Origin of the sequence: Burkholderia sp. JKS000303 (genome assembly GCF_002563755.1) — a bacterium.
Lineage (GTDB): Bacteria > Pseudomonadota > Gammaproteobacteria > Burkholderiales > Burkholderiaceae > Burkholderia > Burkholderia anthina_B.
This window is the reverse complement of record NZ_PDBZ01000003.1, coordinates 505,804-520,849: the sequence shown is the minus strand read 5'-3', so window position 1 is coordinate 520,849 and position 15,046 is coordinate 505,804. Positions and strand designations below refer to the sequence as shown.

General features: G+C 67.2%; 15 protein-coding genes. All 15 read left to right on the top strand.

From position 1 onward, the window contains the following. The first annotated feature begins 297 nt into the window (after positions 1-297). On the top strand, positions 298-2,364 hold the full coding sequence (locus BX604_RS30275) for an FUSC family protein (RefSeq protein ID WP_098554502.1): 2,067 nt from the start codon (positions 298-300) through the stop codon (positions 2,362-2,364). Continuing rightward, positions 2,361-2,585, top strand: a complete 225-nt coding sequence (locus BX604_RS30270; RefSeq protein WP_098554501.1) for a DUF1656 domain-containing protein — start codon at positions 2,361-2,363, stop codon at positions 2,583-2,585. Before BX604_RS30275 ends, BX604_RS30270 begins: the two co-directional genes overlap by 4 nt. A gap of 2 nt (positions 2,586-2,587) precedes the next feature. Further along, positions 2,588-3,487, top strand: coding sequence for an efflux RND transporter periplasmic adaptor subunit (locus BX604_RS30265; RefSeq protein WP_098554500.1), 900 nt, complete (start codon positions 2,588-2,590; stop codon positions 3,485-3,487). Continuing rightward, on the top strand, positions 3,481-4,893 hold the full coding sequence (locus BX604_RS30260) for an efflux transporter outer membrane subunit (protein WP_098554499.1): 1,413 nt from the start codon (positions 3,481-3,483) through the stop codon (positions 4,891-4,893). Before BX604_RS30265 ends, BX604_RS30260 begins: the two co-directional genes overlap by 7 nt. Before the next feature lie 152 nt (positions 4,894-5,045). Continuing rightward, complete coding sequence (gene cynR / locus BX604_RS30255; protein ID WP_098555114.1) at positions 5,046-6,032, top strand: transcriptional regulator CynR; 987 nt, start codon at positions 5,046-5,048, stop codon at positions 6,030-6,032. 406 nt (positions 6,033-6,438) lie between these two features. Further along, positions 6,439-6,708 (top strand): hypothetical protein, encoded by a 270-nt coding sequence (locus BX604_RS30250; RefSeq protein WP_143748150.1) that lies wholly within the window; start codon positions 6,439-6,441, stop codon positions 6,706-6,708. 58 nt (positions 6,709-6,766) lie between these two features. Continuing rightward, the gene (locus BX604_RS30245; protein ID WP_098555113.1) at positions 6,767-7,711 is read left to right on the top strand and encodes a LysR family transcriptional regulator; all 945 of its coding nucleotides are present in this window, start codon (positions 6,767-6,769) and stop codon (positions 7,709-7,711) included. Positions 7,712-7,864: 153 nt separating this feature from the next. Beyond that, entirely contained in the window at positions 7,865-8,188 is a 324-nt protein-coding gene (locus BX604_RS30240; protein WP_098554497.1) for a DUF4148 domain-containing protein, read from the top strand. A 445-nt stretch (positions 8,189-8,633) separates the two neighbouring features. Continuing rightward, positions 8,634-9,467 carry a substrate-binding periplasmic protein gene (locus BX604_RS30235; protein WP_098554496.1) on the top strand — a complete coding sequence of 278 codons (834 nt, stop codon included), beginning with the start codon at positions 8,634-8,636 and terminating at the stop codon, positions 9,465-9,467. 99 nt (positions 9,468-9,566) lie between these two features. Further along, positions 9,567-10,406, top strand: a complete 840-nt coding sequence (locus BX604_RS30230; protein WP_098554495.1) for an amino acid ABC transporter ATP-binding protein — start codon at positions 9,567-9,569, stop codon at positions 10,404-10,406. Between the two features lie 10 nt (positions 10,407-10,416). Continuing rightward, entirely contained in the window at positions 10,417-11,088 is a 672-nt protein-coding gene (locus BX604_RS30225) for an amino acid ABC transporter permease (RefSeq protein ID WP_098554494.1), read from the top strand. 10 nt (positions 11,089-11,098) lie between these two features. Then, entirely contained in the window at positions 11,099-11,764 is a 666-nt protein-coding gene (locus BX604_RS30220) for an amino acid ABC transporter permease (protein ID WP_098555111.1), read from the top strand. Between the two features lie 31 nt (positions 11,765-11,795). Continuing rightward, positions 11,796-12,674, top strand: a complete 879-nt coding sequence (locus BX604_RS30215) for a dihydrodipicolinate synthase family protein (RefSeq protein ID WP_098554493.1) — start codon at positions 11,796-11,798, stop codon at positions 12,672-12,674. 55 nt (positions 12,675-12,729) lie between these two features. Continuing rightward, complete coding sequence (locus BX604_RS30210; protein ID WP_098554492.1) at positions 12,730-13,746, top strand: 4-hydroxyproline epimerase; 1,017 nt, start codon at positions 12,730-12,732, stop codon at positions 13,744-13,746. Beyond that, positions 13,743-15,035: an NAD(P)/FAD-dependent oxidoreductase gene (locus BX604_RS30205; protein ID WP_179894918.1), complete on the top strand. Its 1,293-nt coding sequence runs from the start codon at positions 13,743-13,745 to the stop codon at positions 15,033-15,035. The genes BX604_RS30210 and BX604_RS30205 overlap by 4 nt, the downstream gene beginning before the upstream one ends. The last annotated feature ends 11 nt before the right edge of the window (positions 15,036-15,046 follow it).

Sequence of the window (15,046 nt, the reverse complement as noted above, 5' to 3'; positions counted from 1 at the left end):
CCATCGCAATCGAATGAAACCCTGATCCTTCGCAACCGAGTTTTCGTGGCGCCCGCGGCAATCGACGTGGCGTCGCCATACGCTTGAATAAAAAGGAAAAGGCGCGCACGCCGTGCTTGAAATGCCTGCAACACCCCCCCTTTTCGTGCGGTCTCCTGTTCCCGCACACCCCACCGCCCTCCGCCGCCGCGCATGCCGCAAGCCGGCGCTGCAGCAGATGACGTGCGGCACCCCGCCTCCGACGCCGTAACGCAGCCGCAGCAACGCTCTCCGCCTGTCTCGCCCAAGGAAACCGACGTGTCGCAAGCCACCGTCGCGCCGCTACGGCCGCGCGATCCATTCTCTATTGATCCGAGAAAGCTCCTTTTCTCGATCAGCACTTTTATCGCCGCCGCGCTTGTGCTGCTGATCTCGTTTACCGTCAGTTTTCCGCGCCCGTGGTGGGCGTTGCTGACCGTGTACGTGACCGCGCAGCCGATGGCCGGCGCGTTCCGCCCGAAGGTCATCTACCGGCTCGCGGGCATCGCGACCGGCGCGGTGGTGACGGTCGTGGTCGCGCCCAACCTGCAGAACTCGCCGGCCCTGCTGGTGCTGTGCCTCGCGCTGTGGATCGGCTTCTGCATCTATCTCGCGGTGCTGGACCGCACGCCACGTGCGTTCCTGTTCCAGATGGCCGCATTCAGCTCGGCCGTGATCTGCTTCCCGTATCTCGACGATCCGACCAACATCTTCATCACCGCGGTGTCGCGCGTCGAGGAAATGACGGTGGCGATCCTGTGCGTGACGATCACGCACATGCTGCTGAAGCCCGCGAACAGCCGGCCGGTGATTCACGAACGCGCGCTGTCGTTTCTGGGTGACGCGTGCCGCTGGACGGTCGACGCATTCGGCACGCAGCACACGCGGCTCGAACACGAGCATCGCCGCAAGCTCGCGGCCGATGTGACCGAGCTCGGGATGATCGCGACGACGCTGCCGTTCGACCAGCGCTTCGCGCTCGCGACGCGCGACACGGTCACCGCGCTGCAGCACCGCCTCGCCGCGCTGCTGTCGATCGCGTCGGCCGCCGCGAACCGGCTCGACCAGTTGCGCGCGCTGAACGCGGTCGATGCGGAAACCGCCGCACTGGTCGACGCGGTGGTCGAGGACCTGAAGGCGTCACAGGAAGTCGGCGAAGCACTCGACGTCGGCCTCGCCGCGCGCTGTCGCGCGCTGGCGGCCGAGCGCCTGCTCGATCCGACCTGGACGTCGCTGCTCGCCGCGAACCTGTTCGACCGCACCGCCGATTTCATCGACACGCTGCACGCCGCGCGCGGACTCGTGCGGACCTTCGCGGAAAGCGATGCCGAACTCGAACGCCATCTGCCGCCGGTCGACGGCGCGCAGCGCTTCCGGCTCTCGCGCGACCACGGGCTCGCGCTGCTGGCAGGCGCCGCGACGACCACCGCGATCATCATCTACTGCGCGGTGTGGATCCTGCTCGCGTGGCCGAACGGTTCAGCCACCGCCGCGTTCGCCGCGCTCATCACCTGCTCGTTCGCGGCGCAGGACGATCCCGCGCCGGTGATCGGCCGCTACCTGGTGTCGACGCTCGTCACCTTTCCGCTCGCCGCGCTGTACCTGTTCGTGATCCTGCCGCGTGTCGACGGCGCCGGGATGCTGATCCTGACGCTCGCACCGGCCTTCATCTGGATGGGCTACATCCAGGCCGATCCCGCGCGCACCGCACGCGCGCTTCCGATGTTCTCCTGCTTCATCGTCGCCATGGGCTTTCTCGATCGTTTCCAGGCCGACTTCGCGCTGTTCCTCAACACGGGGCTTGCACAGGTCGGCGGCATCGTCACGACACTGGTCGTGACCAAACTCTTCCGCTCGGCCAGCACGCGCTGGACCGCATACCGGATCGTGCGCCAGAACTGGGCCGATCTCGCGCAGATGGCCGACCCGCACCGGCCGCTCGATGCGCCCACGTGGACCGCGCGCGCGGTCGACCGGCTCGGCCAGGTGGCCGCGCGCATGGCGTTCGCGAACCCGGGCGACGCGCTGCATGCCGTCGACGGGCTGAGCGACCTGCGCATCGGCCGCAACATCATCCAGGTGCGCGAAGGTCTCGACAAAGGCGATGCGCAGACGCGCGTCGCGATCGAAGCCGCGCTGCAAGAGGTGTCGAACCTGTACCGCGCACGCGCCGACGCCCATCACCCGATCCCGGCCACGGCGGCGCTCATGCGCACGCTGAACCGCGCGATCGGCGCCGCCTCGCGCAACACCACCGGCCGCGACGACGCCACGCTGCTCGCGCTGGTCGGCATGCGCTGCAACCTGTTTCCGCATGTCCAACTCGTCGAAGGAGCGACCCGATGATCGAAGAGATCCATATTTTCGGCATCTACATGCCATCCGCACTCGCGTGGGCCGTCGTCGCGCTGGCCGTCACGTTCCTGCTGCGCGGCGTGCTGGTGCGCCTGCCGCTGCGCGTGCTGCTGTGGCAACCGGCGCTCGTCGAGCTCGCGACGTTCTTCGTGCTGTGGTGGGGCATCGCCCGTCTCGCCGACGCCTATTTCCCGTATCGCCTCCTTTCCTGAACATGAAGCGAATCATCCCCCTGTTGCGCACCGTGCTGACGGTCGCGATCATCCTCGGCATCCTCGGCGCGATCTACGGGCTGTGGGTGCGCTACCAGATCGAACCGCTCACCCGCGACGGCAAGGTGCGCGCCGACGTGGTGCCGATCGCGCCCGACGTGAGCGGCCTCGTCACCGACGTGCGCGTGCACGACAACCAGAAGGTCACGAAAGGCCAGATCCTGCTCGTGATCGATCCGTCGCGCTACCGCATCGCGCTCGAACAGGCCGATGCGAACGTCGCAAGCGAGCAGGCCGAACTCGACGAAGCGGTGCGCGAAGACCGCCGCAATCGCGCGATGCCGGACGTCGTCGCCGAAGAATCGACGCAGCAAGGCACGACGCGCGTCGAGAAACTGCGCGCCGCGCTCGCGCAGGCGCACTCCGCGCGCGATCTTGCCGCGCTGAACCTGGCGCGCACGCTGGTGCGCGCGCCGATCGACGGCACCGTGACCAACGTCGGGCTGCTGCCGGGTGTCTACCTGAACGCCGGCAAGGGCGCGATGGCGCTGGTGAACGACGCGTCGCTGCGCGTCGAAGGCTACTTCGAGGAAACCAAGCTGCCGGCCATTCATGTCGGCGATCCGGCCAGCATCTACCTGATGGGTGTCGCCACCGAGATCCGCGGTCACGTGCAGAGCATCGCCGGCGGCGTCGAGGACCGCGAACGCGCGGGCGGCGATGCGCAGCTCGCGAACGTGAACCCGGCGTTCACCTGGGTGCGGCTCGCGCAGCGCATCCCGGTGCGCGTCGTGATCGATGCGGTGCCGCCCGGCGTGCGGCTCGTGCCGGGGCAAACCGCATCGGTCGAGATTCACTCGCGGGCCGGCGACGTGACGGTACGCAGGAGCCTGCCATGGTGAGCCTGCGAACGACCGCCCTCGCCGCGCTGTGCATCGCGCTCGCCGCGTGCGCGGAGGTCGGCCCCGACTATCGCGTTCCGTCGAACGCGCTCGTGAACGCACCGGCCGCGAACGGCGTGTTCGTTGCGGGCGCAGCGGTCGCGTCGACCGATCCGTTGCCCGATCACTGGTGGCGTCTCTACAACGATCCGGTGCTCGACGGGCTCGTCGAAAAAGCGCTGGCGAGCAACGTCGACCTGCGCGCCGCGCAGGCGAACCTCGAGCGCAGCAACGCGCTGCTCGCGGCGACACGCACGGCGCGTGAGCCGAGCGTCGGCGTCGACGCGTCGACGAACTACACGCAGCAGTCGGCGGCCTCGGTGTTGTCGCACGTCGAGCCGCCGCGTCACGAGATCTACAACATGGGGCTCACGATGAGCTACGACCTCGACCTGTTCGGCGGCATCCGGCGCGGGATCGAGGCGGCGTCGGCCGACAACGAGGCCGTCGCCGCGGCGCGCGATCTCGTGCGCGTGAACGTCGCCGCCGAAGTGACGCGCGCGTATTCGGACCTGTGCAATGCCGGCAACCAGATCGACGTGCTGCAACGTTCGATCGCGATCCAGCAGCAGCGCCTCGCGCTGACGCGCCAGTTGATTGCGAACGGCCGCGCACCGACGTTCGAGCAGCAGCGCGACCAGGGCGGCATCGAGAACAGCCGCGCGCAGCTCGCGCCGTGGCAGGCACGCCGGCTGAACGCGGCGTTCCGGCTCGCGACGCTGTCCGGGCAGCCGCCGGAAAACTACGATCGCACGCTGCTGACGTGCAGCACGCCGCTTCAGCTGTCGAAGCCGCTTCCGACCGGCGACGGGCGTGCGCTGCTGAAACGCCGCCCCGACGTGCGGGCGGCCGAGCGCCGGCTTGCGGCGTCGACGGCGCGCATCGGCGTCGAGACGGCCGCGCTCTATCCGGACATCAAGCTCGGCGCGAGCATCGGCTCGACCGGCGGCGCCGCCGCGTTCTTCACACCGCTGACGAACCGCTTCGCGATCGGCCCGATGGTCACGTGGGACCTGCATCGCAGCACGATCCGCGACCGCATCGAAGCCGCGCACGCCGACAGCCGCGCGAGCCTCGCCCATTTCGACTCGACCGTGCTCACCGCGCTGCGCGAAACCGAAACGTCGCTCGATACCTATGCGGGTGCGCTCGACCGCTTGCAGCGCCTTGAAGCGTCGCGCGACGCGGCGCGCAACGTGATGGACCGGACCGACGAGCTGCGGCGCGGCGGCCGGGTCGGCGGGCTGGCGTCGCTCGATGCGCAGCGCACGTGGCTGGCCGCCGAAACGGCGGTCGCAGCCGCACAGCAGGATGTGAACAACGACCAGATCTCGACGTTCCTGGCGCTCGGAGGCGGTTGGCAATGAGCGTACCCGACGACCTGACGATCGAACGCGATGCGGCGCCCGCATCGGTCACGACAACCGCGCCCGACACCGGCGTTGCCACGCTTGCCGACGTCTTCCCGCGCACCGTGCGAGCGCGGCCCGCCGCGTCGCAACCAGCGCATAATGTCGCCATGCCCGATCCACGCGACCAGCGACTCAATCCGCGGAAGATGAAGTTCACCCAACGCAGCCCCCTCCTTCGCAACATCAGCTATCTGCTGGCGATCGACGAGCACCGCAACTTCACGCGAGCCGCCGAAGCGCTCAGCGTGTCGCAGTCGGCGTTATCGCAGAAGGTGCGCCAGCTCGAGGACGAACTCGGCGCGCAACTGTTCGACCGCAGCGGGCGTATGGTCCAGCTCACCGATTTCGGCAGCGTCTACCTCGAATACGCGCGCCGCGCGCACAACGACCTGCTGACCGCGCAGCGCGCGCTGCACGACGTGCACGACCTGTCGCGCGGGCAACTGCGGATCGGCTTCACGCCGACCTTCACCGAATACCTCGTCGCGCCCGTGATCGAGCAGTTCCACGAGCGCTATCCGGGCATCGTGATCGAGATCACCGAGATGTCGCTCGATGCGGTGGAAACCGCGCTGGGCGACGATCAGGTCGATCTCGCATTCGGCTTCGTCGACGTGCGCTCCGACGAAATCGAGGCCGAGGCGCTGTTTCCCGAGCAACTGATGCTCGTGGTCGGCCGCACGCATCCGCTGACCGCGCAGCGCGAGCCCGTCACGCCGACGCAGCTCGCCGGCACGCCGCTCGCGTTGCTGACGACGAGCTTCGTGTCGCGCTTCTATGTCGACAGTTATTTCCAGTCGTACGACATGCAGCCCGACGTCGCGCTGCAGGCGAATTCGATCAGCGCGGTGCTGAAGATCGTGAGCCGCGGCAAGATCGCGACGATCCTGCCCGGCACGATCGAGTTCGAGCATCGCGACCTGCAGTACGTGCCGCTGGATCCGCCGTTTCCAGTCCGCACGGTCGCGCTGCTGCGTCGCAAGGGCGCGTACCGCACCGTCGCGTCGACCGCGTTCGCCGAGCTGGTGCGCGAGATGCTCGAACACGGCAGCCTGTCGTCGCTGCGCACACTGACACCACGCGATCACGCGTGACCGCCGTTTCGTCGCCCGACGGGCGACGAAACCCGCACGAATCGCCGAGTCGACCCGACGCCGCGCCCCCATGACGGGCGCGGCGATCGTGCGCATGCGTCGGCGCCGCCTTCATTTCGAATTCCGAATTTTTATCCCTGTATTCGTGTAATCCCCTTCGTCGATCGACAATCTATTTGTCTTATCGACCGCATCGGAAATTCGCCTTGGACACGACTAGGGTTTTCCTTCATCCTTTCGTCATCGATTCAAGGTAATCCAACCGCACCGAATCCCGACGCAGCGGGCGCCAGAACCCCAACCGCACGATCTTTCCGTGATGCGCGGACATACCGGATCGAACATGAAAAAATCCATACCTATATTATCGGAATCCTAAATGTTTAATTCTTTCATTACCCCCGTCGTGACCGTTCTCATCGCATTTTCCGGCGTCGCCGCAACCACCAGCGCATACGCACAACAACAACAACAACAACAACCGGCATCGCAAGCAGCCGCCCCCGCCTACACCGCGCAACTCGCCGCCCGCTCGAACGACGGCAGCAGCGTGCGCGCCACCGCCGCGACGAAGGCCATCGTTCCGCTTCGCCCGGCGCCGGCCACCCGCCAGCCCGCTACGGATGCCGACTGCGTCGGCCCCGTGAGCTTCTGCAACGTCTACTTCGGCAGCTGATCGCACCGCCTCCAACGCCCCTGCCACAGGAATCGTCGTGAACCATCTGTTCAGTGCGATGCGGGTCTTTCTCAAGGTCGCAGACACGCATCATTTCTCCCATGCCGCGCACCAGTTGAATCTTTCGCCGTCGCTGGTCACGCGTTACGTCGGCGATCTCGAAGCGCACCTGGGCGTGAAGCTGCTGCAACGGTCGACGCGCAAGACGGTGCTGACCGAAGTCGGCGTCCGCTATGCGGAAGGATGCCGCGCGCTGCTGATGGATCTGTCCGAAATCGAGTCGCGCGCCACGCAGGCATCGAGCCAGATTGCCGGCGACCTGAACGTCGTCGTGCTCCACAGCCTGATGTCGACGGAGCTGGCCGGACTGTTCGCCGAATACCAGTCGCGTCATCCGGACGTGTCGCTGCACATCACGCTGACCGAAGCGGAAGTGGACCTGCTCGGCGGCAGCTTCGACGCCGGCATCGTCGCCGACTCGATGATCACGTCGGTGTCCGTCGTGTCGCGCACGCTGGTGCATGCACCGCTCGTCGCGGTCGCGTCGCCCGGCTACCTGCTCGAAGCGGCAGCCCCGCGGCGGCCAGCCGACCTCGACGGCCACCGGATCATCAGCCTCGCGACCGGCCCGAGAACCTGCCGGTGGGCCGGCCCGAACGGCACGCTCGATGCGCTCCAGCTCGATGCGCCGGTTACCGTGAACAGCGCGTTGATGCAGCGCCAGCTCGCGCTGGCCGGCAGCGGCATCGCGCTGCTGCCCGAATACGCGGTCGCCAACGACCTGCGCATCGGCACGCTGACGCGCGTGCTCGGCGACTACCGGATCGTGAACGACGGCGTGACCGTGTCGCTCGTGTACCCGGGCCGCGAGTTCCTGCCCGGCAAGGTGCGCGCGTTCGTCGATCTCGCGGCCGAACGATTCAGGTTGCCGTCGATCAGCGCGCCGCGTGCCGTCGGTGCGGTCAACGCGAGGGTCGCCGATGCGGCGATTGCCGATGCGTGAACGCCGCGTCGCGCGCCGCCCACTTTCACTCGATCTGGAACAGAGCTCGCCAGGATTGGCCGTATATCCCGGCGATCCGGGTTCCTAAACTTGTCACGTCGGTTCAGGCCATCGCACTCGCGCCGAACCGCAACGAAACCTTCTGAGGAAATCGTGAAATCCATCATCGTCACCATCGCCACTGTCGCCGCTACCGCCACCGTTCTGCTCGCCGCACCGACCGCGTCCTACGCGCAGTCGTCGCACTCGACGCTCACGCGCGCACAGGTTCGCCAGGAACTGCTCGACCTCGAATCGGTCGGCTACGATCCGTCGACCGGCGAAAGCGACAACTATCCGGACGACCTGATCGCCGCCCAGGAACGCCTGGCCGCGAAGCGCCTCGCCGAGCACAAGAGCAGCGAAGCCGCCTATGGTCCGACCGGCGCGCCGGGCACGTTTTCGGGCGCACCGGCAGTCGCCGCGGTGAAGCGATAACGCGCCGCCACGCGCTGCGGCAAGCATGACTTCCCGAGCCGAACCGCTCGCCGCCTGAAACAACGACGCCGTCGTCGGCCAGTACGACGGCGTCCTGACACCGCCGCACCTCCATCAAGCCGCTTCTTGCGCCGAACGCGCGCACCGGTCCGCCCGGACACCCGCCGAACCGCTCCGATCTTTCCGTCGCCGACCGTCCGTAGCCGCCGCCGGCTCCGCGTCGCGCCTCCCTTCCCGGCACGCCAGCGTCCGCCATCCCGAACCGGATACGGCCGGCCGCCGCCCTCGCCCCGGGGAAAACCCGACCACGTCACAGCGCAACTTCTCGTTGACACAGCGATTTTTGCCCTTCTAATATGCACACAACGTTGAACACAACAAAACACACATCCTTGTGTGGAACAAACAGCAGGATCCGGGTTTACCCATATCGAGTGAGGTCACCATGAATCGACTGTCCCGTTTCACCCGTCAAATCGCCGCGTGCGCCGTGGCGGCGGCGTCGTTGCTTTCCGCCGCGCCCTCGTACGCTGCCGGGCCCGATGCCTGGGCCGCCGTGAAGAAGGCCGGCGTGCTGCGCTGCGGCGCGGCGGTCGCGCCGCCGTACGTGATGCGCGACCCGAAAACGGGCGCCTACAGCGGTTTCTTCTCGGATCTGTGCCGCGATTTCGGGCAGAACGTGCTGAAGGTGAAGGTCGAATTCGTCGACACGAGCTGGGACAACATCGTGGCGGGCCTGCAATCGGACAAATGGGATCTGTCGCTGGCGCTGAACGACACGCCCGAGCGTGAAAAGGCCGTCGCGTTCTCCGCGCCGGCGACCGATTACAACGTCTCGTTCGTCTACAACAAGAACAATCCGCGCGTGCCGAAGAACCTCCGCTCGATCACCGACATCGACAAGCCGAACGTCACGGTCGCGGTGATGTCCGGCACGTCGCAGGACAAGGCGATTTCGGCCGAACTGAAACAGGCGCGGATCATGCGGCTGCCGGGCAACGACGAGACGCGCCTGTCGCTGATCTCGAAGCGCGCCGACCTGCTCGCCGACGCGAACATCACCAACATGCTGTTGACCGAAGCGCACCCCGACTGGGCCGCCAGCTTCAATCCGGCGCCGCCGCTCGCGCAGCAGGAAGTCGCGTTCGGGCTGCGCAAGGACACGCCGAAGGCCGACCTCGACGTGCTCAACGACTACCTCGCCCAGCAGGTCAAGTCGGGCGCGATGAACCGCCTGATCAAGACGTCCGTGCAGGCGATGCTCGTCCCCGGCAAGTAAGCGCCGGCCGCGCAAACGGGCCCGGCCGCTCGCCGGCGGGCGTCGATTTTCCGATACGTACTTGGCGCGCCGAACTCGGGCGCCCCTGGAGAGACAGTCATGTTGTCGCCTCAAACGACGGCCGTCAGGTCGGCCATGCATCCCCTTTCGACCACGCGCTTCGCCGCGTCCGCGCCGTCCGCCGATTTCGTCCGCCTGCGCGACGTGCACAAGGCGTACGGCCCGAACCTCGTCGTCATGGACGGCATGAGTCTCGACATGCGCGTCGACGACCGGCTCGTGATCATCGGCCCGAGCGGCAGCGGCAAGAGCTCGCTGCTGCGCGTGATGATGGGCCTCGAAGGCATCCAGCGCGGCGAGATCGCGTTCCAGGGTGCGTCGTACATCCGCGGCGGCGATGCGCGCGGCGGCTGGCGCATCGACGCGAAACTGCAGAAGCAGGTCGGCATGGTGTTCCAGCACTACACGCTGTTTCCGCACCTGTCGGTGCTGGGCAACCTGATCCTCGCGCCCGTGCGGGTCGGCGGGCTGTCGAAGGCCGACGCCACCGAGCGTGCCCGCATGTATCTCGCGCGCCTCGGCCTCGAAAGCAAGCTGCATGCGTACCCGAGCCAGCTTTCCGGCGGCCAGAAGCAGCGCGTGGCGATCGCGCGCGCGCTGATGCTCGAACCGAAGCTGATGCTGTTCGACGAAGTGACGTCCGCGCTCGATCCGGAGATGGTCGTCGAAGTGCAGAACGTGATGCTGCAGCTCGCCGAGCAGAAGATGGCGATGATCATCGTCACGCATGACATGCACTTCGCGAAGGACATCGCCACGCGCGTGGTGTTCTGCGCGAACGGCAAGATCGTCGAGGAAGGCGCGCCGGACCAGATCTTCAAGTGTCCGAAGGAAGCGCGCACGCGGGAATTCCTCGAGAAAGTCCTGCATCTCGACTGAGGCCGAAGCCATGAACTACCACTTCGATTTCAGTTTCCTCCTGGGCAGCATCGGCGCGCTGCTCGACGGGCTGCGGGTGACCGTCGTGCTCGCGGTTGCCGCGAACGCGATGGGTCTCGTGCTCGGCTTCGTGCTGTGCCTGCTCGCGATGAGCCGCTGGACGCTCGTGCGCTGGCCGGCCCAGCTCTTCATCGAATTCTTCCGCTGCACGCCGGCGCTGCTGCAGATCATCTGGTTTTTCTACTGCATCCCGATGATGGTCGACGTGTTCATCGATCCGGTCGCGATGGGCGTGCTCGCGCTCGGGCTGAACCTGACCGCGTTCAACGCGGAAGCGTACCGCGCCGGCGTGCAGGCCGTGCCAAAGGAGCATCTCGACGCCGCGGTGGCGCTCGGCCTCAAGCCGTGGCAGCGCACGATGTTCGTCGTGCTGCCGCAGGCGCTGCGCAGCGCGATGCCGGTGCTGCTGACGAACGGCATCGGCAGCCTGCAGCAAAGCGCGCTGGTGGCGATCGTCGCGGTGGGCGACCTGATGTACGTCGCCAAGAGCGTTGCGACGCAGGCGTACCGGCCGCTCGAAACGTACTCGGTGGTCGCGCTCGTGTATTTCGCGCTGTCGCTGCCGATCGCGAAACTCGTCAATGTCATCGAGCGTCGTCAGGACGCTGCCGTCCAGCGCTGAGGAGCCCGCCGTGAACCTCGATTTTTCCGTCGTCTGGCCGTACTGGCTCGTGCTCGCGAAGGGCCTCGGGCTGACGCTCGCGTTCACCGTGACCTGCGCGCTCGTCGGCAGCCTGCTCGGCTTCGCGCTGAGCCTGTTGCGGATGTCGCCGTCGCGCTGGCTGCGCGGGCCCGTCACCGCGTTCGTCGAATTCTTCCGCGGCACGCCGCTGCTGATCCAGCTGTTCTGGGTGTTCTTCTGCTTCCCGGTCGTGCTGCGGCTGCCGATTCCGCCGTACCTGTCGGTGCTGATCTCGTGGACGCTGTACATGGCCGCGATCACGAGCGAGACGTTTCGCGGCTCGCTGAAGTCGATCGCCGGCGAGCAGCACGACGCATGCATCGCGCTCAGCCTGTCGCCGCACGTGAAGATCGTCTACGTGATCTTTCCGCAGGCGCTGCTGCGCGCGATTCCGCCGCTGCTGTCGAACGTCGTGAGCCTGTTCAAGGAGAGCGCGCTCATTTCGTCGGTGGGCATCGCCGACCTGATGTTCGTCGGCCAGAACATCTCGAACAGCACCGCACGACCCGTCGAGTTCCTGACCACGGTCGCCGTCATCTATTTCCTCGTCGCCTTTCCGCTGACCCGCATGGTCGGCGTAGTGGAGTCCAGGATGCTCAGGCGCTATGCCTATTAACCCTCAACGCTCGTCAAGCCGGAGAAAACTCATGCAACTGAAAGGCATTCTGCCCGCCCTCGTCACGCCGTTCGATGCATCGGGCGCCGTCGATCACGACACGCTCGCGTCGATCCTCGAATATCAGCTCGCCGCGGGCGTCAGCGGCTTCGTGCCGCTCGGTTCGACGGGCGAGTACTACGCGCTCACGAACGACGAGCGCCGCGCGGTGATGAAGACCGTGCGCGAAGTGGTCGGCGATCGCGGCACGCTGATCGCCGGCGCGAACGGCTCGTCGACGCGCGAAGTGATCGAGCAGGTGCGCCAGGCGCGCGACGCCGGCTACACGAACATCCTGATCGCGCCGCCGTACTACGCGCTGCCGTCGCAGGACGAACTGACCGGCCACTACGAAGCGATCCTCGCCGCGGTGACCGACGTGAACGTCATTCTGTACAACTACCCGGTGCGCACCAACGTCGAGGTCGGCTTCGGCGTGCTCGACGCGCTCAAGGATCATCCGCGCGTGATCGGCATCAAGGAAAGCAGCGGCAACCTGCTGCGCGCGATCGAGATCGGCGAAAAGTACCGCGACCACTACCAGCTGTCGTGCGGCTCGGACGACCAGGCGCTCGACTTCTTCCTGTGGGGCGCGACGAGCTGGATCTGCGGGCCCGCAAACTGCTTCGCGAAACAGGTCGTGCGCTTCTACGACACATTCTCGGCCGGCGACATCGCGGGCGCGCAGAACGTGATGCGTTCGCTGTTCCCGGTGATGGCGAGCATGGAGTCGGGCAAGTTCATCCAGAAGGTCAAGTACGGTTGCGAGCTGGCCGGCTTCAAGGTCGGCAACGCGCGCATGCCGCTGCAGCCGCTGACCGACGACGAAAAAGCGGCGTTCCGCGCGATCTTCGAGGCATCGCAGGCATAACGCGCACCCGTACCGGCGTCGCGCGGCGCCGGTACGCCGACCGAGGAATCCCAACATGACGATTCACAGCTTTACCTGCATCGAAGGCCATACCGAAGGCATGCCGGTGCGCATGGTGATCGACGGTGCGCCCGCGCTGCAGGGTGCGACGATGAACGCACGCCGCGAGGACTTCGTCGCGCATCACGACTGGGTGCGCCGCACGCTGATGCTGGAGCCGCGCGGCCATGCGCACATGTCGGGCACGATCTTCTACCCGAGCGTCAGCGACAACGCCGATTTCAGCCTGCTGTTCATCGAGACGTCGGGCTGCCTGCCGATGTGCGGCCACGCGACGATCGGCTCGATCGCGTTCGCGATCGAGGAGCGGCTCGTCGTGCCGAAGCAGCCGGGCATGGTGACGGTCGACGTGCCGGCCGGGCAGATCGTCGCGCGCTACGAGATGGACGGCGCGCGCGTGAGCTCGGTGCGCTTCACCAACGTGCCGAGCTTCCTGCTCGCACGCGACGTCGAGATCGACGTTCCCGCGCTCGGCACGCTGGCCGTCGACATCGCGTACGGCGGCAACTTCTACCCGATCGTCGAGGTGCAGCCGAACTTCCCCGGTTGCGAGCATTTCACGCCGGACGAACTGCTGGCGTGGGGCCGCGACGTGCAGCGCGCGGTCAACGCGGCGCTCGACGTCGTGCACCCCGATCATCCGGCGATTCGCGGCGTGCACCATTGCATGTGGACGGGCAAGCCGATCGCCGACGATGCGCACGGGCGCGCGGTGGTGATCGCCGGCGACAGCCTCGTCGACCGTTCGCCATGCGGCACCGGCAGCTCGGCACGCGTCGCGCAGCGTTTCGCGCGCGGCTGGCTGAAGGCCGGCGACGCGTATTGCCACGAGAGCCTGATCGGCAGCCGCTTCATCGGCCGCGTCGAATCGGTCACACGCCTCGACAGCGGGCTCGACGCCGTGCGGCCGAGCATCGAAGGGCGCGCGTGGGTCACCGGGCGCGCGCAGTATCGCGTCGATGCGTCCCAACCGTATGCGCACGGCTTCAGCCTGCAGGAGTTCGTCAATTGAATGCGATTCCGCGACCACCCGCTCCCGCGGCGCCCGGTACGGCCCGGCAGGAAACCGCCGTCGTGATCGGCGGCGGGATCGTCGGCGTGTGCTGCGCGCTCTATCTGCAGCGCGACGGCCACGCCGTCACGCTGATCGATCCGGCCGCGCCCGGCGACAGCACCGCGAAATGGAGCTGCGGGCAGATGGCCGTCAGCGAGATCATCCCGCTGTCGAAGCCCGGCATCCTGATGAAAGTGCCGCGCTGGCTGATGGACCAGAAGGGGCCGCTCGCGCTGCGGCCCGGCGCACTGCCGGGCATCCTGCCGTGGTTCTTCCGGTTCGTCGCGTCGGCCCGTCACGCGAAGATCGTGTCGATCGCGCAGGCAATGGCCACGCTCACGCACGACGTCTATGCCGACTACGCGCCGCTGCTCGACGCGTGCGGCGACCGCGCGCTGATGGGCCAGCGGCCAGTGCTCGAAGTCTTCGACGATCCGGCCGGCATCACGCACGAAGAGCCGCATCTGGACCTGCGACAGTCGCTTGGATTCGAATCGCAGCGACTGTCGGCCGCGGACATCGGCGACCTCGAACCGGCGCTCGCAGGGAAGTTCCGGCACGGGCTGCTGTTTCCCGACTGGCGCGCGGTCAACGATACCGAAGGCTTCGTCGCGGCGCTGACGGCCAGCTTCGAAGCGCAAGGCGGCCGCCGCATCCGCGCGAACGCGTCGCGCGTCGACGAGGCGTCCGGACGCGCGACGGGCGTAACGCTCGCGAACGGCGAGCGCCTCGCGGCCGATCACGTGGTCGTCGCGGCCGGCATCGGCTCGCGCGCATTCTTCGGCCAGCTCGGCGTACGCGTACCGCTCGAAGGCATCGCCGGCTATCAGGCGCTCGTCGCCGATCCGGGCGTCGAGTTCCGTCACTCCGTCATCTATGCGGACGGCGGCTTCTGCTTCAGCCCGATGACGCGCGGGCTGCAGATCGGCGGCACGATCGAGTTCGCCGGCCGCGATGCGGCGCCGAACTTCCGCCGCGCGGACATCATCCTGGAGAAAGCCAAACGCATCCTGCCCGAGCTGCAGACGACGCACGTCGAGTACGGCGTCGGCTACCGGCCGTTCCTGCCCGACACGAAACCGGTGATCGACCGCTCGAAGCGGCTGCCGAACGTGGTCATGGCGTTCGGTCACGGCCAGCTCGGCCTCACGCTCGGCGCAACGACCGGGCGGCTGGTCGCTGACCTCGCCGCCGGCCGCCCGACGCGGCAGGACCTTGCGCCATTCAGCGCTTATCGCTTCGCCTGACTTTCGAGACC